At 60.2% G+C, this 19,980-nt stretch carries 28 protein-coding genes; 22 read left to right on the forward strand and 6 right to left on the reverse strand.

Features of this window, described 5'->3' with window-relative positions; all coding sequences use genetic code 11:
• Positions 1-76: 76 nt before the first annotated feature.
• From AC1DLV_RS20305 to AC1DLV_RS20315, 3 genes are read left to right on the forward strand one after another with little or no spacing between them, the layout of a single operon-like run.
• Entirely contained in the window at positions 77-1,357 is a 1,281-nt protein-coding gene (locus AC1DLV_RS20305) for a phage major capsid protein (RefSeq protein ID WP_476801733.1), read from the forward strand.
• 44 nt (positions 1,358-1,401) lie between these two features.
• On the forward strand, positions 1,402-1,668 hold the full coding sequence (locus AC1DLV_RS20310) for a hypothetical protein (RefSeq protein ID WP_476801734.1): 267 nt from the start codon (positions 1,402-1,404) through the stop codon (positions 1,666-1,668).
• The gene (locus AC1DLV_RS20315; protein ID WP_476801735.1) at positions 1,646-2,122 is read left to right on the forward strand and encodes a head-tail connector protein; all 477 of its coding nucleotides are present in this window, start codon (positions 1,646-1,648) and stop codon (positions 2,120-2,122) included. Before AC1DLV_RS20310 ends, AC1DLV_RS20315 begins: the two co-directional genes overlap by 23 nt.
• Positions 2,123-2,305: 183 nt before the next feature.
• Here AC1DLV_RS20315 and AC1DLV_RS20320 read toward each other — a convergent pair whose 3' ends face one another.
• A complete protein-coding gene (locus AC1DLV_RS20320; protein WP_476801736.1) occupies positions 2,306-2,782 on the reverse strand; it encodes a Ros/MucR family transcriptional regulator in 477 nt (158 codons plus the stop codon).
• 70 nt (positions 2,783-2,852) lie between these two features.
• Here AC1DLV_RS20320 and AC1DLV_RS20325 point away from each other — a divergent pair, with 70 nt between their 5' ends.
• Genes AC1DLV_RS20325 through AC1DLV_RS20345 form a run of 5 tightly spaced genes read left to right on the forward strand, consistent with a single transcriptional unit; the run spans position 2,853 to position 4,920 of the window.
• A complete protein-coding gene (locus tag AC1DLV_RS20325; RefSeq protein ID WP_476801737.1) occupies positions 2,853-3,203 on the forward strand; it encodes a head-tail adaptor protein in 351 nt (116 codons plus the stop codon).
• A gap of 23 nt (positions 3,204-3,226) precedes the next feature.
• Entirely contained in the window at positions 3,227-3,664 is a 438-nt protein-coding gene (locus AC1DLV_RS20330; RefSeq protein WP_476801738.1) for an HK97 gp10 family phage protein, read from the forward strand.
• Between the two features lie 3 nt (positions 3,665-3,667).
• Positions 3,668-4,084, forward strand: coding sequence for a DUF3168 domain-containing protein (locus AC1DLV_RS20335; RefSeq protein WP_476801739.1), 417 nt, complete (start codon positions 3,668-3,670; stop codon positions 4,082-4,084).
• A 36-nt stretch (positions 4,085-4,120) separates the two neighbouring features.
• A complete protein-coding gene (locus AC1DLV_RS20340; protein WP_476801740.1) occupies positions 4,121-4,561 on the forward strand; it encodes a phage tail tube protein in 441 nt (146 codons plus the stop codon).
• On the forward strand, positions 4,561-4,920 hold the full coding sequence (locus AC1DLV_RS20345) for a GTA-gp10 family protein (protein ID WP_476801741.1): 360 nt from the start codon (positions 4,561-4,563) through the stop codon (positions 4,918-4,920). Before AC1DLV_RS20340 ends, AC1DLV_RS20345 begins: the two co-directional genes overlap by 1 nt.
• A gap of 213 nt (positions 4,921-5,133) precedes the next feature.
• Here AC1DLV_RS20345 and AC1DLV_RS20350 read toward each other — a convergent pair whose 3' ends face one another.
• Complete coding sequence (locus tag AC1DLV_RS20350; protein ID WP_476801742.1) at positions 5,134-5,412, reverse strand: hypothetical protein; 279 nt, start codon at positions 5,410-5,412, stop codon at positions 5,134-5,136.
• 22 nt (positions 5,413-5,434) lie between these two features.
• Here AC1DLV_RS20350 and AC1DLV_RS20355 point away from each other — a divergent pair, with 22 nt between their 5' ends.
• Positions 5,435-7,816, forward strand: a complete 2,382-nt coding sequence (locus tag AC1DLV_RS20355) for a tape measure protein (protein ID WP_476801743.1) — start codon at positions 5,435-5,437, stop codon at positions 7,814-7,816.
• Positions 7,816-8,424, forward strand: coding sequence for a hypothetical protein (locus AC1DLV_RS20360; RefSeq protein ID WP_476801744.1), 609 nt, complete (start codon positions 7,816-7,818; stop codon positions 8,422-8,424). Before AC1DLV_RS20355 ends, AC1DLV_RS20360 begins: the two co-directional genes overlap by 1 nt.
• A gap of 1 nt (position 8,425) precedes the next feature.
• Here AC1DLV_RS20360 and AC1DLV_RS20365 read toward each other — a convergent pair whose 3' ends face one another.
• Positions 8,426-8,572 (reverse strand): hypothetical protein, encoded by a 147-nt coding sequence (locus AC1DLV_RS20365; protein ID WP_476801745.1) that lies wholly within the window; start codon positions 8,570-8,572, stop codon positions 8,426-8,428.
• An 82-nt stretch (positions 8,573-8,654) separates the two neighbouring features.
• Here AC1DLV_RS20365 and AC1DLV_RS20370 point away from each other — a divergent pair, with 82 nt between their 5' ends.
• From AC1DLV_RS20370 to AC1DLV_RS20405, 8 genes are read left to right on the forward strand one after another with little or no spacing between them, the layout of a single operon-like run.
• Positions 8,655-9,323: a hypothetical protein gene (locus tag AC1DLV_RS20370; RefSeq protein ID WP_476801746.1), complete on the forward strand. Its 669-nt coding sequence runs from the start codon at positions 8,655-8,657 to the stop codon at positions 9,321-9,323.
• On the forward strand, positions 9,323-9,742 hold the full coding sequence (locus tag AC1DLV_RS20375) for an N-acetyltransferase family protein (protein ID WP_476801747.1): 420 nt from the start codon (positions 9,323-9,325) through the stop codon (positions 9,740-9,742). Before AC1DLV_RS20370 ends, AC1DLV_RS20375 begins: the two co-directional genes overlap by 1 nt.
• 46 nt (positions 9,743-9,788) lie before the next feature.
• A complete protein-coding gene (locus tag AC1DLV_RS20380) occupies positions 9,789-12,275 on the forward strand; it encodes a phage tail protein (protein WP_476801748.1) in 2,487 nt (828 codons plus the stop codon).
• Positions 12,276-12,689 (forward strand): hypothetical protein, encoded by a 414-nt coding sequence (locus AC1DLV_RS20385; protein ID WP_476801749.1) that lies wholly within the window; start codon positions 12,276-12,278, stop codon positions 12,687-12,689.
• Positions 12,686-13,138 carry a hypothetical protein gene (locus tag AC1DLV_RS20390; protein ID WP_476801750.1) on the forward strand — a complete coding sequence of 151 codons (453 nt, stop codon included), beginning with the start codon at positions 12,686-12,688 and terminating at the stop codon, positions 13,136-13,138. Before AC1DLV_RS20385 ends, AC1DLV_RS20390 begins: the two co-directional genes overlap by 4 nt.
• 1 nt (position 13,139) lies before the next feature.
• The gene (locus AC1DLV_RS20395) at positions 13,140-13,574 is read left to right on the forward strand and encodes a hypothetical protein (protein WP_476801751.1); all 435 of its coding nucleotides are present in this window, start codon (positions 13,140-13,142) and stop codon (positions 13,572-13,574) included.
• 56 nt (positions 13,575-13,630) lie between these two features.
• Positions 13,631-15,139, forward strand: coding sequence for a hypothetical protein (locus AC1DLV_RS20400; RefSeq protein ID WP_476801752.1), 1,509 nt, complete (start codon positions 13,631-13,633; stop codon positions 15,137-15,139).
• Between the two features lie 2 nt (positions 15,140-15,141).
• Positions 15,142-15,480: a hypothetical protein gene (locus AC1DLV_RS20405; protein ID WP_476801753.1), complete on the forward strand. Its 339-nt coding sequence runs from the start codon at positions 15,142-15,144 to the stop codon at positions 15,478-15,480.
• Between the two features lie 135 nt (positions 15,481-15,615).
• Here AC1DLV_RS20405 and AC1DLV_RS20410 read toward each other — a convergent pair whose 3' ends face one another.
• Complete coding sequence (locus AC1DLV_RS20410; RefSeq protein WP_476801754.1) at positions 15,616-15,909, reverse strand: hypothetical protein; 294 nt, start codon at positions 15,907-15,909, stop codon at positions 15,616-15,618.
• Between the two features lie 305 nt (positions 15,910-16,214).
• On the reverse strand, positions 16,215-16,364 hold the full coding sequence (locus AC1DLV_RS20415; protein WP_476801755.1) for a hypothetical protein: 150 nt from the start codon (positions 16,362-16,364) through the stop codon (positions 16,215-16,217).
• Positions 16,365-16,670: 306 nt separating this feature from the next.
• On the opposite strand from AC1DLV_RS20415, the gene AC1DLV_RS20420 reads away from it, so the two are divergent.
• The 4 genes from AC1DLV_RS20420 (at position 16,671) to AC1DLV_RS20435 (ending at position 18,674) form a co-directional block, all read left to right on the forward strand.
• The gene (locus AC1DLV_RS20420; protein ID WP_476801756.1) at positions 16,671-17,528 is read left to right on the forward strand and encodes a chitinase; all 858 of its coding nucleotides are present in this window, start codon (positions 16,671-16,673) and stop codon (positions 17,526-17,528) included.
• 156 nt (positions 17,529-17,684) lie between these two features.
• A complete protein-coding gene (locus AC1DLV_RS20425; protein ID WP_476801757.1) occupies positions 17,685-17,879 on the forward strand; it encodes a hypothetical protein in 195 nt (64 codons plus the stop codon).
• A gap of 58 nt (positions 17,880-17,937) precedes the next feature.
• Positions 17,938-18,243, forward strand: coding sequence for a hypothetical protein (locus AC1DLV_RS20430; RefSeq protein WP_476801758.1), 306 nt, complete (start codon positions 17,938-17,940; stop codon positions 18,241-18,243).
• A 188-nt stretch (positions 18,244-18,431) separates the two neighbouring features.
• Entirely contained in the window at positions 18,432-18,674 is a 243-nt protein-coding gene (locus AC1DLV_RS20435) for an excalibur calcium-binding domain-containing protein (RefSeq protein WP_476801842.1), read from the forward strand.
• Between the two features lie 881 nt (positions 18,675-19,555).
• Here AC1DLV_RS20435 and AC1DLV_RS20440 read toward each other — a convergent pair.
• On the reverse strand, positions 19,556-19,774 hold the full coding sequence (locus AC1DLV_RS20440; RefSeq protein WP_476801759.1) for a hypothetical protein: 219 nt from the start codon (positions 19,772-19,774) through the stop codon (positions 19,556-19,558).
• Positions 19,775-19,980: the final 206 nt, after the last annotated feature.

A 19,980-nucleotide genomic window follows, 5' to 3' on the forward strand; every position in this document is an offset into this window, starting at 1 on the left:
CCGGAGGGCCGGACCCAGTCCTGCCATCACACCCCACGGCCGCCAATGCGCGGCCTTTTTCATATCCGGAGATACCATGTCCCTTAATGACCTGAACGAAAAGCGCGGCTCGCTTGTCGCGCAGGCGCGTGAAGCGCTGAATGAAATCACCAAGAACACCGATGAGGCCCGTGCCGCCGAGCTTGACGCTCGCCACGACACGATCATGGTCGAGTTCGACAAGGTCGAGAAGCTGATCGAGCGCGAGCAGCGTCTGGCGGATGCCGAAAAGCGCCTTGCCGATCGCGCTGATGAAGAGCGCAGGCGCCAGCGTCCGACCGGCGCCGACACCGATGTCCGCGGCCAGGACGAAGGCGAAAAGCTGGAATATCGCGAGGTATTCTACAAGTTCCTCGCTGGCGGCGCTGACCCCTCGTTTCTGGAGCCCGAAGAGCGCTCTATTTTGCGGGCAGGCGTAGAGAAGAAGGTCGAATTCCGCACCCAGACGACCGGCAGCCCTGCGGCCGGCGGCTATACCGTTCCAGTCGAGCTTGCCACCTTCATCGTTCGGTCGATGAAGGACTGGGGCCCGATGTACGATGAAGACATCGCCACCATCATCCCGACTGCCAGTGGCAACGTCATCAACATCCCGACGACCGATGATACGTCCAAGACTGGCGGCAAGCACACCGAAGGAGCTGCGCTCGCTGATGATGGCTCTCAGGATGCCGTCTTCGGTAACAGGGAACTGTCGGCCTATGTCTACGACACCGAGTTCGTGAAGTTCTCGATGGAGCTCGCGCAGGACAGCGTCTTCAGCATGGAGTCATTGCTTGGCAGCCTGCTCGGCGAGCGCCTTGGTCGTATTGCCAACCGCGAATTGACGATCGGCGATGGTACTGGCGACCCCAACGGTGTTGTCACGGCCTCTTCGCTCGGCAAGACGACCGTCGCGGCCGCCGCTATCACGGGCGACGAAATCATCGACCTTCTGCACTCGGTCAACGCGGCTTACCGTCGTTCGCCGAAGGCGCGGTTCATGTTTGCAGACACCACGCTCGCGGCCATCCGTAAGCTGAAGGACGGCGACGGTAACTACCTGTGGTCGATGGGCGACGTGCAAAAGAGCGAGCCCGGTACGCTGCTCGGATATCGCTATTCGATCAACGATGACATGGACACTCTCGCTGCTGCCAAGAAGGTCATGCTGTTCGGAGATTTCTCGAAGTACTTCGTCCGCAAGGTCGGCTCGCCGGTCATCGGTGTGCTTCGTGAACGTTTTTGGCCGGATCTTGGTATTGCGGGGCTGATCCGCTTCGACGGTGAGCTTGGTGACACTGCGGCCATCAAGCACCTTGTGATGGCTGCTGCCTAATCTTGGATGGCGGGCTTCGGCCCGCCTCCCTCCAAGGAGAGATCATGAATATCAAGATGTTGATTGGCCTATCGGGTAACGAATACTCGCTCGCGCCGGGCGATGAGCGCGATTTTCCGCAGGAAGAAGCTATCCGGCTAATCGACGCCGGTTATGCCGTTCCTGCAGCCGAAGAGCGAATTGAACGCGCGGTAGCCACGCCCGTCATCGAGAAGCGGAAGAAGGGCAAACCTGATGTGGTATCCACCGAAGGTGACGACAGCGCCGTCGGCGGAGCCGATTTCGCTGGTGGAGGCGAAGAGGCATCTTAACGTCTTCCATGAAGATGACGATGCCCTGATCGGTAGTTTGATTTCTGTCGCCCGAGATCATGTCGAAAAGTACTGCGGTGCGCGTTTTGCGTCGCAGGCGATCGAGGCTCAGGCGACTTGCTGGGCAGACATGTCGAAGTTGCCGATTACGCCGGTGACGGACGCCGACATCGAGTTTGTCGATACGGCGGGCGTCGCAACGGCCTTGCCGGATACCGTTTTCGAACTTCGCGGCGACGGCCTCGTACTCAAATATGGGCAGCAATGGCCGGCCATACAGCCAGGGTCGCTCATCACGGTTACGGCCATCGTAGGGTTCACAGAATGCCCGCCTGCTGTGAAGCACGCCATGCTCTTGCGCGTTGAGGATTTCTACGAGCACCGCGGTAGCGAGCCGGATAGCGAATGGTCTGGCTTTGATAGCCTGCTCTCGAATTACAGGTTTTACGCGTAATGCCCTGGCTTCGCTTCATCGCCGACCTGGACTGGAAACCTACGCCAGGCACCACGACCGCATATCTGGCTGGGATGGTTCAGAACGTCACTCGCGACTGTGCCGATAAGGCGATAGCCGCGGGGAAGGGTGTTCGGTTGCGCAAGGCGAGCAAGAATAGCGAGCTTACGGTAGTAGACGAACCTACTTCGCTTTCCGAGCCTTAGGAGCAGCCTTTGTTGGTGTGGCCGGCTTTGCTACGGCCCCACGCTTGCGCCCAAGACCAGCAGCAAGTGCTAACTGAGAGCGGGCTGCAGCGTAGGCCGGTGCAACCATGGGGTAGTCCGACGGCAAGTTCCACTTGGCGCGGTATTCGTCAGGCGTCATGTTGTAGTGGACGCCAAGGTGGCGCTTGAGCGACTTGAACTTTTTGCCGTCTTCCAGGCAGATTAGGTAGTCGTCTGTAATAGACTTCTTAATAGATACTGCTGGTGCTTTCTTTTCTTCTGGCACGGCCTGCGGAGATTTCAAACTCGTCAACGACGCATGAATGCTAGCAATCAAGTCCGGCAATTCAGTGGCCGGAACCGGGTTTTTCGAGACATATGACGAAACAACGTCTGCTGTCAGTTCGATCAACGAATGCCGATTATCATTCGCTGCAAATTCAAGTTCGGACATAAGTCTCTCCATTGTCTGGCCCTGTGCAGTTGCTATTGTACACCAACTTCTAACACAAGAGTAATTGTTGATGGCAAAAAGATCTGGCGCCGGTAGCCTGAGCGAGCGTGTGAGATTTTCCAAACGTGAAGAAGTCGACGACGGATTCGGCAACGTTCAGGGCGCCTGGGTAGATCAGTTCACCGAGCCGGCACGACTACAGCCGCGCCTTGGTTCTGAGCCGGTAATCGCCGCTAGGCTCACAGGAATCCAGCCTTTCACGCTCACGGTGCGTAGTTCGACCCGTACTCGCGAGGTGACGTCGGCCTGGCGGGTGGTGAACGCCCGTAGCGGCGCAACCTACAACATCAAGGCAATCACCAATCCCGACGAGCGGAATCAGTGGCTTGATATGCTGATTATTCAAGGTGAGCCAACGTGACGCGGATCCTTGGCTTGGCCAAGTTGCAACGCAAGCTGCAGCGCATGCCGGAAGTCGCCAAGGCGCGAATCCAAACTGCAATGGAGCAGGGCGCAAACGAAATCGTCGACATGATGAAATCGCTGGCGCCGGTAGACGACGGCGACCTTCGCGATAGCATCGGTTGGACGTGGGGAAAGAAGCCGAAATACGCGCAGGCGTTGGCTACGGTGAAGTCTAGCCTGGCCGGCGACCTGACGCTCACAATCTACGCCGGCAACAGCAAGGTCCGCTATGCCCACCTGGTTGAATTCGCCACGCGAGCGCACCAGAACGGCGGCCAGTTCGCAGGCACGATGCACCCCGGCACATCGGCGCAGCCGTTCTTCTTTGTGTCGTGGCGGGCTCTACAGCGCCGCACCAAATCCCGCATCACCCGCGCCATCAACAAGGCCGCCAAAGACGTGGCCGCCGGGAAGTAGCCTATGGATCCAGTTTTGGAGCTTCAGGGCGTCATCGTGGCGCGCCTGCGATCGTTCGCGGCTGTAACCGCGCAGGTCGGCCAGAAATCGTACGACCAGCCGCCGCTCGACCAGAACGGCAAGGTGCCGGCCACGACTTTCCCATACATCAGCATCGGCCCCTCGAACTACGAGACCGAAGATGCGGATTGCATCGACGGTGGCGAGGTCATGATTCAGATCGACGCTTGGTCGGTAGAACCTGGGCAACCTCAGGTGCGGAGGATGGCTGACGCCATTCGCCAAGCGTTTCGCGGATACGAGTTTTCGCTGACGGAAAACGCTCTGGTCACCTTCGACCACTGGCGCACCGACTACATCGTCGACGGCACGCTCAAGCATGCGTCCGTGCGCTTCACGGCAATCGTCGAGCAACCCTAATCACAACATCGGCCGGATATTGGCCAAGGAGACAACATGGTAGCTGCTACCACAATCAAGGGCGGCAAGGTCAAGGTTCTCCTTGGCAATGACGCAACCCCTATCGTCTATACCGCGCCGTGCGGCTTCACGTCGAAGTCCATCACCCTCAGCAAGGCGCTGAACGAAGTTCAGATTCCCGACTGCACGGACCCTGACAAGGTCGATTGGCTGGGCCGCGACGCGGTTTCGCTGTCGATGGGCATCAGCGGCGAGGGCGTTCTGGCGGCGGAAAGCGTCGAGACTTGGCTGGACGCCTACGAAGACGTCAACTCGGTACCCGTTAAGGTCGAGTGGGAATTCCCAGCCAAGACCATCACCTACACTGGCCGTATGCATGTCGAGACGGTCGAATCTGCTGCGCCTAACGGCCAGCGCGCGACTATCTCCGTGAGCATGCAGTCGGATGGCGAAATGGTGCGGGCGGTTACCCCGTAATGAGCCGGGACGCATCCGTTGAACTCACCTGGGCGGACGACAACTACGTTTTCCGCCTAGGTTGGGGAGAGCTCGAAAAGCTGCAGGAGGCAACGGAGAGCGGCCCGTGGGTGGTTCTCTACCGCCTCCAGAACAAGCTGTGCAACGTGGGCGAGATTGCCCACGTTTTGCGCCTTGGCTTGGTTGGCGGCGGCCTGGTGCCGGTGAAAGCGCTGACCCTCGTCCGCGAGTATGTCGAAAAGCGCCCGCCGGCTGAAAACCTGCTCCACGCGATCGGCGTTTTGCAGGTCGCGCTTCACGGTGCCCCGGAGGAGAAACTGGGGGAAAGCGACGCGGCAAATCAAAAGGAGAGCGCCTAGACCCGCTGCCCAACGGTAGGGTCAGGTTTGCCGCGGTCTACGGAAACTGTGCTGCGATGGGGTTCACGCCTCAAGAGGCGCGGGCCATGTCTGTTTGGCAATATATGGCGGCGTTGGAAGGCTTCACTGAGGCTAACTCGCCCGACGATGGCGGCCTTTCCGAGAAGGAAAAGGACGAACTCTGGGATTGGTTGGGGGAAGGCTAGCGGGCCTCTACAGGCCGCTAGGCTCTTTCCGCGCACCCGCTTCTGAGAACCCTTCAAACTCCCTCCCAACGATCATCATTGGGAGGGACGCGAGTGAAAGAAATCCTCCGACAGTCATAGCGATGATCGACGGCCATGGGTCGGAGTACAGGTATGTTCCGAACTGAATATTTCGGGCCATCGAACTGATCCAAAACCAGTATCCGACGGCGCTAACCAGCGGCCCGACAAAAAGCAGCAGGACTCCGGCCGCACCTGTAGCCGTGAAACGCTGTTCAATCTTCATTACCTGCACTCCACGGTGACAAATGGCGACAGATCTGGAACGACTTGTCGTTCAACTTTCGGCTGACTTCAAGTCTTTCGAAAAAGGGCTTGCTCGAGCACAAGGTGTTTCCAATCGCCAGTTTAACGCGATCGAAGCGCGAGCTCGGAAGCTAAACACCAATCTAGACAGCATCGGCCGGCAGGCTGCGAACAGCCTTATCGCCCCACTTTCCGGCATTGGCGCCGCTTTGGGCGTGCGCGAGATAGCTCGCTACGCTGACACTTGGACCGAAGCTGGAAACAAGATTCGTGCTGCGGCGCAGATAGCGGGTGTTTCGACGCGTTCGCTTGACGTCCTCAAGGACAGTGCGAACGCTGCCCGAGCCGATTTCTCCACTTACGTTGATCTATACGCCAAGCTCATCCGGTCGGCCTCGGGCGTCGCAAAATCCGAACTGGAAATTGCCACGGCAACGGATGTGGTCACCAGGGCCTTCAAGGCGGGCGGGGCCAGCACGCAAGAGCAAATCGCCGGCATTATGCAGCTTAGCCAGGCCCTTGGGTCCGGTGTGCTTCAGGGTGACGAATTGCGCTCGCTGCGCGAGAACGCCCCTCTGCTGGCGAAAGCGATTGCCGACGAGTTCAAGACCACTATCGCTGGTCTCAAGGATCTTGGCGCCGAAGGGAAACTCACAAGCGAGCGAGTATTCAAAGCCATTCTGGCAGCCCAGAAGCCTATCGGTGCGGCTTTCGCGGTGACCAACGCGACTATTCAGGACGCAGTAACGCGGATCAACAACGAGTTCACGGCCTATATCGGCAACGCGGATGCATCGGCGGGCGCAAGCCGCAAGCTGGTTGAGGCGCTACAGTATCTGGCAGACAACTTTGGCGCCGTCTCCGATACCGTTTTGCAGTTCGCAACAGTGCTGATTTCAGCCCTTGCAGGTCGCGCGATTCTTGGCGTGGTTGCCGGCCTTGGCAATGCTGTCGTAGCGCTTGGTGCGTTCTTGACGGCGTTGCGAGCTGGAACACTAGTCGCGACCGGGTTTACGGCCGCCCTTGGACCAATTGGCCTTCTGGCTGGTGCTGCGGCAGCGGCGATTTATCTGCTGAACGATAGCCAAGCGGAAGCCAAAGGTGCTGCCGGTTCGTTCCAGAGGGCAATTGCAGACAACGAGTCTGCGCTTCGCAATACAACTGATGCCACCTACGCGCAGGTTGACGCGTTGCGGCAACTGATCGCGATGCAGGCGCAGGCTGCTCGGGCTGCGGCAACGCAAGCGGACGCCGACTACATGGTGGCAAACGCCCGCCGCGTGGCATTCCGCAAAACGGCAGGCTTTGAGTTCGAGCCATTCAAGTATGCGACGGAGGCCGCCGACATCAAAGCGGTGCAATTGGCCGACACCGCAACGGCCCTCGAAAAGCAGCTTGCCGAAATAGAGGGGAAACTCAAAACCAAACCATCCGGCTTCGGCGGCGGCTCCGGCACCGCCCCTGACAAGGACGGCAAGTCCAGGTCGCATAAAAAGACCGCCCAAAACCGCCTCGACGAAGATATCCAGGCAATTCGCGATCGCACCGCGGCACTGTTGCAGGAACAGGAGCTCGTCGGCAAATCCTTCTATGAGCAGGAAAGGCGCCGTGTTGCGCTCGACCTCGAGCAGTCGGCTCTAAAAGAGCTTCGGGAGGAGGCGCGCAAGAAGGGCGTCACCGACCTTGAGAGCATCACGCTTTCGAATGCTCAAGTTGCGGCAATTGACGCTGCATCCGAGGCTTACGCCCGCCAGGCCGATGCCTTACGACGGGTTGAGGAGACGCAGGAGCGTATCGAGCAGGCGGCAAGCGACGCCTACGAGGCGTTCAAGTCTGGCGCAATGGATGCCATTCTTGGTGCGGACAGCCTGCAGGATGCGCTTTCGGGCGTGCTCAAGCGGCTCGCCGAAATCGCCATCAGCAATGCATTCGACGGCCTGCTCAAGCCAGCCTCTGGCGGCTCGTCGGGCGGTGCATTTGGCGGTGCGTTTAGCGCGATCGGGAAGCTTCTAGGCTTCGCTGATGGTGGCTTCACAGGCGACGGCGGCAAGTTTGAGCCCGCGGGTACGGTTCACAAAGGCGAGTACGTCCTCAGCAAGGCTGCGGTCCAAAAGGCCGGCGTTGCCAACCTGGATGCGATGCATCGAAACCTAAAGAGTGGATATGCCTCCGGCGGATACGTCGGTGCGCCGGTTCTTCCTCGCATCCAGGCGCCCGCCAACCAGAACTCGGGTCCAGCCATCACTTACGCGCCGACAAACCACTTCCAAGGCACGTCAGAAGAGCTTGCGGCGTTCCGTCAGGAAGCTGCGCGGGACAGGGCGCAGTTTTCGGCGCGGGTCGTAGCAACGGTGCGCAAGGCACAGTCCACAAGGCAGATTTGATGGCAATTACCTACCCGCTGGACCTTCTTGCCGGCTTCCCCGGCTGGTCGACTGAGTTCGACCAGTTGTCCCGCGACGAGTTCTCGCGAACCGCAAACGGCCGCACAATCCCGAAGAACCTTGGCTCGCCGCTTTGGCGGGCCTCCTATCAGTCGCGCAGTCTGAAGCCGAACGAGCTTGACGAGTGGCGGGCGCGGCTTGCCAGCTTGGAGAACGGCCAGAAGACTTTCAAAGCCTACCCGACTTCACGCTGCCGCCCGATCTTGCATCCGGGTTCGGCGGCGCTGCCGGTGGGCTCGCTGTTTTCGATCGATGCGAACCGGAAGGCCATTCGCATCACCGGTTTGACTGGTGTATCGCTGAGCGTTGGCGACATGATTCAGATCGGCACCAAAGACTTGCATCAAGTCATGGAGCCTGTGACCGGCCCTCTGACAGCCCTATTCGAGGTTCGGCCGCATATCTGGCCCGGAGTTGCCATGGGCGCGGCCGTAACGATCCACAAGCCGGCATGCCTGATGACCATCGCGCCTGGCAGCGTGAGCAGCCCGGCAGACATTGCCACGGGCCGTGGCGTCATCAGCTTTCAGGCTGTCGAGGCGCGGTAGGTCAGTTCTGCTGAACCGAAATGCCGTTTTCATTCAGCTTGATTTCGACTCCTTGGGGCTTGTTTTGTTCGCGCAGAACATAAGCGCCAAGGACGATCACTGCGACTACCAATGCGCCGATTATCAGATAAAGGCGGTTCTGCTGCATTCTGATTCCTCGTCGAAACGTTGACCCGCCTTAGCACATACCATCCGGCCAGTGCGGGGCTTTTCGAAGGTTTCCAATTCCCATGCGCAATATCTCAGCCGCCAACCTGGCGGCCCTACAGGCGCGCGCCTTGGTTGCCCGCGACTTCCTATGGATCGTTGCCCGCAACCGCGTGACGGGCGGCCCTGTGACCGACGGCATGTGGTCTGACGTCGGCAATGTGACGGCGTCGGTCATTCATCCCGATACCGGGCTTGAGGTGACGCGCGACTGGTTCGGTTCAGGCACGCTGGTAGCGATCGACGACATCCCACTCGTATCGAACCTCACCGTGCAGAACGTCAACCTCCGGCTCAGCCAGGTCGACGACCATGTCGAACGGCTTGTGCGCGACTATGATTGCAAACAGGCGAGGGTGGAGGTTTACCGCGGCCTGTTTGACCCGGATTCGCGCCAAATGGTTGCGCCGGCCGAGTGCCGGTTTGTCGGGTTCGTCGACACCATCGAAATCAAGACCCCGAGCGAAAACGAGGAAGGCAGCGTCACGCTGACGTGCGCCAGCCATACGCAGGAGATGACGCGAGCCAATCCCGATACGCGCTCGCACGAGACGCAGAAGCTCCGCAGCGCGGCGGATACGTTCTTCAAGGACAGCGCGACGGTCGATAGCTGGGAAATCTTCTGGGGTTCGGTCAAGGGCCAAGTGCCAACCCAGAAAAAGGAACGCAAGAAGTTTTTGGGTATCTTCTGATGGTGCGCCCCGCCAATGAGGGCGACCGGCTTGCCGTTGTTCGCCTGCTCAAGGAAAGCCACGCGGCTGCCTGTTTCACCTTCCCATTCCAAGCGGCCTACGCCGAGCGCCTGTTCAAGCAGCATATGGCCGACGGCCTCGTACTAGTTCTAGGCGAGCCCGCACAAGGCGTGCTCATGGCACGTGCTTTCGAGCATCCGTTCGGCGCCGGTCTCTGGGCCAAGGAAACGGTTTGGTACATCGCGCCAACGGCGCGCGGCCGCTCCGCTCTCCGCATGCTCGACGCCTACGAGGCTTGGGCGCGCGAACAGGGCTGCGTCACCATAGGCATGGCTTCGCTGGCCACCAATGACGTCTCCGGTTTGTACGAGCGGCGCGGATATGCGCCCGTCGAGACGCACTTCCTGAAAGCGCTTTAGGCGCCCGGCCTGCGGCTTCGGCCTGCGACCAAAACCAAGGCACATCATGGCAATTTTCTCGGCGATCGCTTCGGCGGTCGGCGCCGTTGCGTCGTTCATTGGCGGCCTTGGCGCAATTGGCTCGTTCGTCCTCAAGACGGCGGTCGGCATTGGCCTCAACCTTCTTGCCCAGTCGATAGCCGGCAAGCCCAAAGACCCAACCTTTTCCATCAACGGTTCATTACAGGCGGGCGGTGATCTTCCGCGCTCGTTCATTCTGGGCAGGACGGCAACGGCCGGCTCGCTCGTTTGGGCGAATACCTGGGGCAATGTCGACGACACCCCAAATGCGTTTCTGACACAGGTTATCGCGCTTGCGGATCTGCCTATCGCCAGCCTCGATGAGGTCTGGGTGAACGGCGAGCGCTGCACGCTTGGCGCCGACACTGGCTACGGCCGGAACGTCAACGAGTATCACGACAGCCTGTGGGTCAAGTTCTACGACGGCACGCAAACGACCGCCGACCCGTTCCTTGTTTCGACCGCCTCCAATGGCCAACGCCAGTGGGAAAGCACGCGGGTCGGACTTGGCGTCGCCTACGCCATCGTGACGGCGAAGGTCACGAAGAACCTCTTCTCTGGCATTCCGTCCTTCAAATTCGTCGTCAGCGGCACCCGACTTTATGACCCGTCGCGCGATTCCAGCGTTGGTGGTTCGGGCTCGCACCGTTGGAGCACCCCAAACACTTGGGGCGGCGATGGCGATCATCTGCCAGCCGTGCAGGCCTACAACCTGCTTCGCGGCCTGACCTTCGGCAATAAGTGGTTCTATGGCCTGCAGGGCCTGGCCGCGGCTCGCTTGCCGGCTGCGAACTGGATTGCCCAGATCAACAAGTGCCGCGCGACCATCGGTGGCGCGTCCGGCCCTGAGCCTACCTATCGCTCGGCCGGCGAAATCCAGATCGAAGCGCCGCTGGCGTCCGCGCTCGAGGCAATCCTGACATCGTGCCAGGGTCGCATTTCCGAGATTGGCGGCGTCTATTCGATCTATCTCGGCGCACCTGACCTGCCGACGTTCTCGTTCACCGACGGGGATATCCTGTCGACCGAAGAGCAGTCGTTCACGCCGTTCTTCGGGCTCGCCGACACCATCAACGGTATCTCGGCAACCTATCCGTCGCCGGCTGATGGCTGGGCAGCCAAGACCGCACCGCCGCTCTACCGTTCGGATTTGGAGGCGCTTCACGGCAACCGCCGGCTTATGGCCGACGTGCCGTTGGACTTCGTGCCATACGCCGAGCAGGTGCAGCGGCTCATGCTGTCAGCCCTGCAGGAAGGCCAGCGAGCTCGCCGGCACACATTGGTCCTGCCGCCTGAGTTCTGGCCGTATGCGGTGCCTGGCGGCGTCCTGTCGTGGACGTCGGAACGCAATGGCTACATCGCCAAGCTGTTCCGCATCGACGGCGTCGCCGATCGCGCCAGCCTCGACGTGATGATCGACATCACAGAAGTTGATCCATCCGACTACGACTGGGACAGCGGCGACTTCCAAGAGCCGGTCGACGGTGCGGTTGGCCCGATCCGTCCACAGCCACAGCCAATCATTGACTGGTTCGCCGAACCGTCGACCATCAAAGACGACGCCGGCCTGGACCGGCGCCCGGCAATCCTGCTGACGTGGGATAATACCGCAGGGCGGCTTGTCGACGTCGTCGGCATCGAGTTCCAAGTGCGGTTGGCGGCAGATCTGTCGACTGTCTATGGCGGTCGCACCGATCAGCCGGAGACAGGCTCGCTCAAGATCAGCCAAGGCTTGTTGCCCGACACCTTTTATGGGGTTCGCGGTCGCTACCTGCCTGGCGGGGACCGGCCAACGCTTTGGTCGGACTGGCTGCCGGTTCGAACGCCGAACATTCGCATTGCCGATGTCGAAGTCGGGCTCGCTGCCCTGCGCGACGATGTCTACAAGCGCCTGCTTCAGCTTGCGCAGGAGTCGGACGAGTTTCGCGCGCGCCTCGAGCAACTGGCGCTGGCGGCTTCCGACGCGGCTGGCGTGATCGTCGACGAGAACTCGGTCTCTGTTCGGTTCCGCAGCGCCACGGCTGGTGCGCTTACCGGCATCAGCGCCTCGATTGAAGAAATCGACGGGGCGATTGAGGCACTTGCGACAGCCTACACAGCAGTATCGGCCAGCGTTGGCAACCTTGCCGCGGATGGTCTCTGGCGCATGCAGGCCCAAGCCGGCAGCGGTGGCAACGTCCAGGCAAGCGTTGTCCTGCAGGTGCGCGCGACCACGGGCAGCGGGTGGATCACCGCCGGCACGCTCTGGGAGGTTGGCTCCGTTGGCGGCGTCCCGTTCTCACGCATCGTGCTGTTTGCCGACCAGCTTGTCCTGACCAACGGCACCGGCACGGCGCTGCCTTTTGTCTACGACGCGGGCGGCCTGCGGCTTGCCGTGGCCAACATTGGCACAGTCACAGCCGGCACGATCCGAAGCCCAGACGGCAAGTTCGTCATCACCCTTTCTACAGGTTCAATCGAGTGGTTTGACTGAATGTCGCGAGGCTTCCTCAAGGACATCGGCGGCACCAAGCGTATGCGCTTTGTGAAGCCGGGCTATGACGCCAACAACCTCAATGTGCCGCCCAATGCCGTCATCTTCGACAGCGAGGATGCCGGCGGGCTGTTCATCTATCGATCGGGCTCTTGGTCGGGCGCAATTCCGGGTGGCGGCGGGGCCTACATCGCCACCTGGCCGAGCTTGGGCTACACGCCGTTGGGGGTTGTCCAGAACGGGACGCCGGGAAGCACCAATCCGGCCTTTCTCCACGTCTACCCGAGCGCGTCCTTGCCTAGATTCACGGTCTATCCGGGTGGGCTTTGGCTGGCTAACGGACACGTAGGCACGGCGCCCGACGCCACCGTCTTCAATGTCGTCTACCAGATCTACAGGTTGCGCGTGCAATGAAGCGGGGCATCATCAGGCTATCCGGTGCCGGGCCGATCTTTCGGGTGTCGAAGCCCGGCGTCGATGTCGATTTTGCGGCCTCGAATGAGTTCGTCGCACACGAGAGCTTCATTTTCTCGCAGCCCTTCGCCTTCGGATATGTCGGCTGTCCCTATGCGGGTTTTGTCGGCACGGGCGTTCGCGATCAGACGGCATCCGTGGCGGTGCCAAACATCGGTGTCACACCAACCATCCATGTGTTCGCCGATTCCCATGAGAGCAAGATTTCGTTCCCTTACCAACTGTCCGAAGGCAGCGGGAACACGGCCAATGGATACAACACCATCCAAAACACCATCACCGCCACCTATTCGCCGGGCCTGCTTTCGGTGCGGTTCGTCAAAAACAGCAGTTCGCGTTTTTCGCTCAACGGTTGCTACTACATGCTGACGAGGAACGCCGATGCCTAGGATGCGGATAAACAAAAACGGCATCAAGATCGCGCGCCCTGGGCACGACGTCGACACTGCTGCTGAGAAGGACATGTTTTTCTCGTCGACCGGCGTAGCAGCCCGCGTGTACCAAACCAACCTTGTGACGGTGAGCGATTATTCGGGTTTGGCAAGCGACCGCTACCTGCGGGCGCGGGTGAACTTCTCAAAGGGCTTCACGCGACCTCCGGCGGTCTTTGCTGCTGGCCTACGCGTTGACGGCGGCGCCGATGTTACCCCGGTGGTCTACTTGGTTATCGGCACGTCATACGCCCGCGTCCACCCGCACTATTCCTTGGAAATCGATACGACCGGTTTCTGGATATACGTGCCGAAAAGCATACCCGAAAACATCCCCGTCAATGTCCCCACCACCTGGCGGTACTGGGTCTTGGACAACGTCCTCGACACCTAGCGGCGTCGCTATCCCCTTCAGCCTCATAAGGGCCAATCATGACATCTTCGGTTTATTTGACCGGCACGGTTTCCGTGTCGAATGGCTCGCCTATTGTGGCGGGCACAGACACGGCGTGGGACGTCGCGCTGGTTACGGGCGGCATGTTCAGCTTTGCTGGCATGTCGGTGCCGATCGCCAGCGTGGAGAGCGACACGTCGCTGACACTTGCCTACGGTTGGCCGGGCACAACGGCCGGCGGCACCTACGCCATCGCGCGCGAGACTTCAGAAGCCGTTCGTGCGGCATGGATCAACGACCGGCTGGCGCAGATACTGACCAAGCTGTCGCTCGCAGGCATCCATCCCGATGGAGCAGGCACGCTTGCCGAGCGGGATGCGTTGTCGCCGGTTCCGGCTGCCGGTTATCTCTGGCTGCGCGTCGAAATCGGCTATGGCCTCGATATCTACAGGCGCACGGCAAGCGGCTGGGATGGGCCATTTGGCCTCACTGGCCCGGAAGGTCCGGCAGGGACTTTGCGGTGGATTGAGGCGGGTTGGTCGCTTGGCGCCAATTTCGAATACAACGACGGCCTGACCCGCAACGGCACGTCGTACCGCTGCTTTGTGGCGCACACCGCAGGCGCTGCCACGGAGCCGGGCGTTGGCGCCAATTGGCAAACTGTCTGGAAGGTCACGGCGGCCAAGGGCGACAGCATCACCTTCCGTGGCGCATACAGCGGCCCGACCGCCTATATTCGAAGTGACGTTGTGCGGGATGGCGGATCAAGCTGGGTGGCGCTTCAGGCGACCACTGGCAATGCTCCGCCGACCTTACCCGCGACTGCCAACGCCTTCTGGGAGCTTATGGCCGTGAAAGGCCAGGACGGAACCGGTACAGGCGATGTGGTCGGGCCGGCTGGCGCCGTATCTGATCGCATTGCAGTCTTCAACAGCACAACGGGCAAGCTTATCAAAGATGGCGGCAAAACAGTTGCTGAAGTTCTTGCCCGCGCCAACCACACCGGCTCGCAAGCCATCTCTACCGTCACCAGCCTTCAGGCCGCACTCGACCGTACCGTCGAAGAGCATATCGGGACCGATATCATCACCTCAGCGGTCGCATCTATCGATCGGACAGGATTGAGCGCTTACCGCACGATCATTGTGAGGGGGTGGATTGCGCCATTCAACAATAATGTGAATGTCTGGCTTCGCACAAGTTCCAACAACGGCACGTCGTATGATTCTGCTGCAGGAACATACCCTTGGCAACTTGTTTATAGCGCGGGCACTGCAGCGGGCGGGTTGGGCGATGCCAATGCTTCCAAGGTTGAGATTATCAACGGCGTCGGCAACGGCGTGGCACAGAAATCGGTGTTTTCGCTAACTATCACGGATTTCAATCAAACCGACTATTTCAACCTCGTTGGCGCTTCGTCGGTTCGTCAGGAATCCAGCAATCTCGTTGCTGGTCAGCTTTTCTCGCAAGGCGGTCTATTGCTCCCACGCAATGCCATCCGACTGTTCTGCTCGGTCGGAAACATCGCCAAAGCACACATCGTTTGGACGGGGATAAGGGGGTGACCATGCAGAAGTTCGTAGACGGCGAGTTGGTAGACATGACCGCCGATGAAATAGCTGCGAGGCTGGCAGAGGAACAGGCAGAAGCGGAGCGGGGTCCGGTCGTGCCAACTAGTGTTTCGCCCGCGCAGGCCGAGATTGCGCTGTATCGCTACGACGACGGAGTGTTGCTCGGCCAGGTGAATGCTTTGATCGACGCATACCCCTATGAGCCTGTCCGCATCTGGTGGCGCAAGGCAACGCGCATCGATCGAGACCACCCATACCTGCAGGCCATCGCCCTTGAGCTTTGGCTTTCCGAAGAGACAGTGGATTCGCTGTTCGTGGTTGCTGATGCGATATAGCCGTTAAGCAGACAGATTCGCCGCACCCGCTAAGGTCGGCCAACGCATAGTGAGTGTGTAGTTGTGGCCGGCGATCAGGCGGCGATTGACGCTGACATCGGCACCGGCTGGCCAACCAGTTAGCCAACGGACAGACTAGAGCTTAGCCTGTCGCCGTTGCCTGATGCACGCAGCCTGTAGGGCCCGGAGGTCGTCCAGTGCATCTTGTCTTACAAAGTTGGGCGAGCCGCTCGGTTCCTCGCGTACGGTCTCTGCCAATATCGACAAAGTGCGGTGCAACTGGCGAACAGCTTCCGCAATTTCCTCGTTGGCCGCGGTCGAACCTGTGGCACGCAACAGCAGCCGTTTGACGTCGACGATCGGAAACGGGGCGCCAGCATGCGCGATAAGGGTCGCGATCTCACCGAACGGGTCCCGCTTCTGGTTCATGCCTTGCGTCGTCTCAATACCCAAGCTGCCAGAGAATAGCGGTCGCCGTCCCAAATGCTACGGCGACAAAAAACCAATCGGCCCAGGTCATTTAATACCTCGCTACAGGCCGACCAACCACAATATGGCGCTGGCCACGGCGACGAGCGCCACGACGAAAACAGTGTCTTCGATAGTCATCTGCTAGCCGCGGGTAGGGTGGCTTTCTCCGTAGGCCAGTGCCCGCGCCTCCTTGGCGCCCATAACTCAATAGGGCGGGCACGGGTTCCATGGACAGGTTGGCCGACAAACGACCGAAGCTGTCACTACGGCAGCAGCAGGATTGCCAACATGAAATTTGGGGGGCTAGCCAGAAGGAGCGAGATTGCAACAGCAGCCATCACGGCGGCAGCAACATAGAAATCAAAGCTGTTTTCGGATTCCTGGGGTCGGCGCGGTTCAATCGGCGTCGGCATGATTGGGCTCCTGGAGGCTACCTCTCAATCAATTCCCGAAATCAAAGACCGTTCCATTATCCGTCACCAATGAGCGCAAGCGAGGCGTGCCAGGTCACTCTCAGATCCCAAATATTAGGGTGAAGGCGATCAAGGCGACACCTACGCACGCCCCGACTACTCCGATGATGAAGACGTCTTCATAGGTCATTTCCGTTTTCGCGGCGGCTTCCAAATACGCCGAATGTCCGCGCCTCCTTGGCGGATTCAACTCAATAGGGCCGGCACCGGTTCCATCCGTTCGCACCCCTTCCAAAGAGACCCAATATGAACAAGACAACGTTCTTCGCGTATGCGAGGCGCGCGCCTTTTGGCGGCCGCCTTGATACCAAGCAGATCGCCGGCCTCGAGGCTGTACTGGCAGAGGCGGTGCGCCGCAGGACGCCTGACCAGCATCTGGCCTACATGCTGGCCACGGCGTTCCACGAGACCGGCGGCAAGATGCAGCCGCTTCGCGAAAACCTGAACTATACGAGCGCGGCCCAGATCAAAAAGACCTGGCCGACGCGCTTTCCAACCCTCAAGTCCGCACAGCCGTTTGTCCGCAACCCGCGCGCTTTGGCCAACAAGGTCTATGGCGGGCGCATGGGGAACACCGGCCCCGACGACGGGTGGACTTACCGTGGCGACGGCCTACCGCAGCTAACCGGCAAGGAGAACTTCACGAAGTTCGACGTGAAGCCGGGCATGGATCTCGCGACGGCGGTGCGTGTCATGTTCGACGGCATGACCACAGGCGGGTTCACAGGCAAGCGCCTGGCTGACTACTTCGGCAGCGGCAAGGAAGACGCTGAAGGTGCGCGCGCGATCGTCAATGGCAAGGACAAAGCCAGCCTGATCGTAATCTACTACCGGAACTTCCTCGACAGCCTGACTGCTGCGCGTGACGTCAAAACCAGTGTCGCGCCCGAAGCAGCCCAGCCCGACGACAAGCCGGTCGCCGAGAGCAAGTCGCTCTGGACCATCCTAACCGGCCTTCTGTCGGGCGGTGGTCTTGCGGCGTTCACAGGCGGGCCGTGGGGCTTCGCAGCGCTGGCGCTGGTCCTCGTCGCGGCAGGCGTCGGCATTTGGCTGGTGGCGTCGGGCAGGGTGGAGATCAAGCGTCTGAAAGAGGCGACGGCATGATTGCTCTTTGGACCGCAGCCCGCTCACGCATAGCGGGCTGGCTCGCCGCTATAGGCTTGGCCGCCATGGTTATTGGCGCCGCCTACACCAAAGGCCGGCAGGACGCGGCTACGCGCCAGACCGAAGACCGGCTCAAATCAATTCAGAAAGCTAGACATGTCGAAGATGAAGTGGGTCGCCTCGATCCTGCTGCTGTCGACGCTCGCCTTCGCAGGTGGATGCGTGACTAACTATTGCGACGTTGCGCGGCCAGTGCGCCCGAGCGTCGAGGATCGCCTGACCGAAGGCACGAAGAGCCAGATTTTGGCCGAGAACACCAAGCTGGAAACGCTGTGTGGGGTGCGACCGTGAGCGGGCGGTTGTGGCTGGCCGTGCTGTGGCTAGGAGTTGCGGCGAGGGGGCTTGTCGGATGATCATCACGGAAAGCATGGTTGGCTTTGTGCTGCTAATCATCGGCGCCATCTTCGGTGCGTTCTGGCGCATCTGGGGGCTCATTCGGGAAGCGTCGGGCAAGGGCGAGCAAGCCCAGATCGACCTTGCCGCGCACAAGCTCCACGTCGCAGAGACCTACGTCAGCAAACAGGGCCACCGCGAAGCGACCGACCAAGTGATGGAAGCCATTGGCGCGGTGAAAACCGCAGTCGAAGGCACCAACCTACGGATCGATCGTATGTGGGAGAGCCACGGCAAGCCGGCGCCAAGGGCGAGGCAGTAGTTGCTAAAATTGTAGCATCGGTCGCAACCGCCAGTTTCATTTTGCCTGCCATTTCTGGGGGCATGTCTGAATACCAAGGCAACTGGCGCGGTGCGCGGCAACACAACTTCGAAGAAGAGGTTCGCCGCAAGAGAGCCGCACAACGCACTCGCCGGTGGCGCGAGCGGGTGGCGCGTGTCAAGCGCGCGATGTGGTGGCCTGTCGTTGTCACCGCCCTGGCGGCTCTTATCGCTCTGCTTGCATGGAAGCCGCTGCAACGGGTCCGCATCGACACGGCCTCTGATGCCGTTAGGCACCTCGCTTCTTCACCGAATTGTGCAGCGGCTCGCGCAGTTGGACTCGCGCCCGCTAGGCGTGGTCAGCCAGGCTACTGGCCATCTCACGATGCGGATAACGACGGCATCGCGTGCGAGCCGTATAGGCGTTGGTAGAGCCAGCGGCTGCCGTCCTTGCGTCTGCCACTCGGTCATCATGTGCTTTTAGCGCTCGCTAACGAAACGTTGGGCAGGATACCTTACCCCGCCACCTTTAGGGTGACGGGGGTTTTTTGTTTTTGTGCGAACCCGATTTTACCGGATGGGAGACACCGCCGAAACTTCGGACGGCTTTTCATCGGGTATCAGACGCAGGCTTTTAGGGGACACCAGAAGCACCGCGATAAGTCCGATAGCGACGGCCAGGGCGATAACGTACGGAGTTTTCGTCATCCGCCTTAAATGGGTGCTGGGCGCGCGGCGGTCAATAAAACGTTGTGTAGGGACGGGAGTTCTCTGTTTAAGGGAACCCAAATGAGCACTCATCGTTAGGTCACGCGGATTCCATCATGCCGCAAATGATGGAACTAAAAGTCCGTGGGCGCCGGCCATCCCCTCAATGGCTGTCGCGCTCCAGCATGGGCCTGTCGGCCGCCCGCCGGCAGGCCTTCAAATTTGCATTCAGTGGCAATATTATTATGCGCGCGCGTATAATGGCTCCCAGCAGTATCTGAGGGCGCCGTGAGGAACGGTCTGTCGACCTTAGTTCGGCAGGCCGTTTCTGCGTCACGGAACCCGTATCTCTGTCACGGTCGCATGCCCCCGCCTGCATCCGCCGCCGACGTAGATTTACCGGCGATTAACCTTGCTGCGCGACCATGGCTTGGCGGAAATGTATCGAAGACCGCGTCCTTAAAGCCTGATCAATCAAGAGCCCCGTCACCACCCTATGAGTGGCGGGGTTTTTTGCATTCTTGGCGTGTTGCCAGCGTTCAACGGTACTGGGATAGGCAGGACATTGACACGCCCCCGCTACGGCGGGGCTTTTTGTTTCGCGCCTAGTTATTGCAAATGGCATCCAACATCATCGACATCAGCTTGTCGCGGGCCTGAAGCTGCAAAGTGTTTGGCGGCTCCATCGCAAGCAGTTCATCAATGGACAGCCGCTTGTAGGGTGGACGCCCTGTGCCGACATAGATGCACCGTCGCTCCCAATTGACGACAAGCTTCCAGATGGTCGTGTCATCCTCTGCCAGGACGGAAGTGATAGGCTTCACGTTGGACACCTCTCTGAAAAGCAGAGAATGCCCCTTCCAACCGAGAGCCGTCTATCGCCAGATTTGGCGATTGACGCGCTTTGAAAATGGAACGGCCTTAATAAAGTCTGGTTACGGTCAGTGCTCCGAGCTTCGCGGCAAGGCGCGGCGAGTGGTGCAGCAGATGGTTGGGGCGGGCTAGCCGCCCGCTAAGAGCCTCGTTGCAG

The sequence above is a fragment of the Aminobacter sp. 01T433 genome (assembly GCF_056398585.1).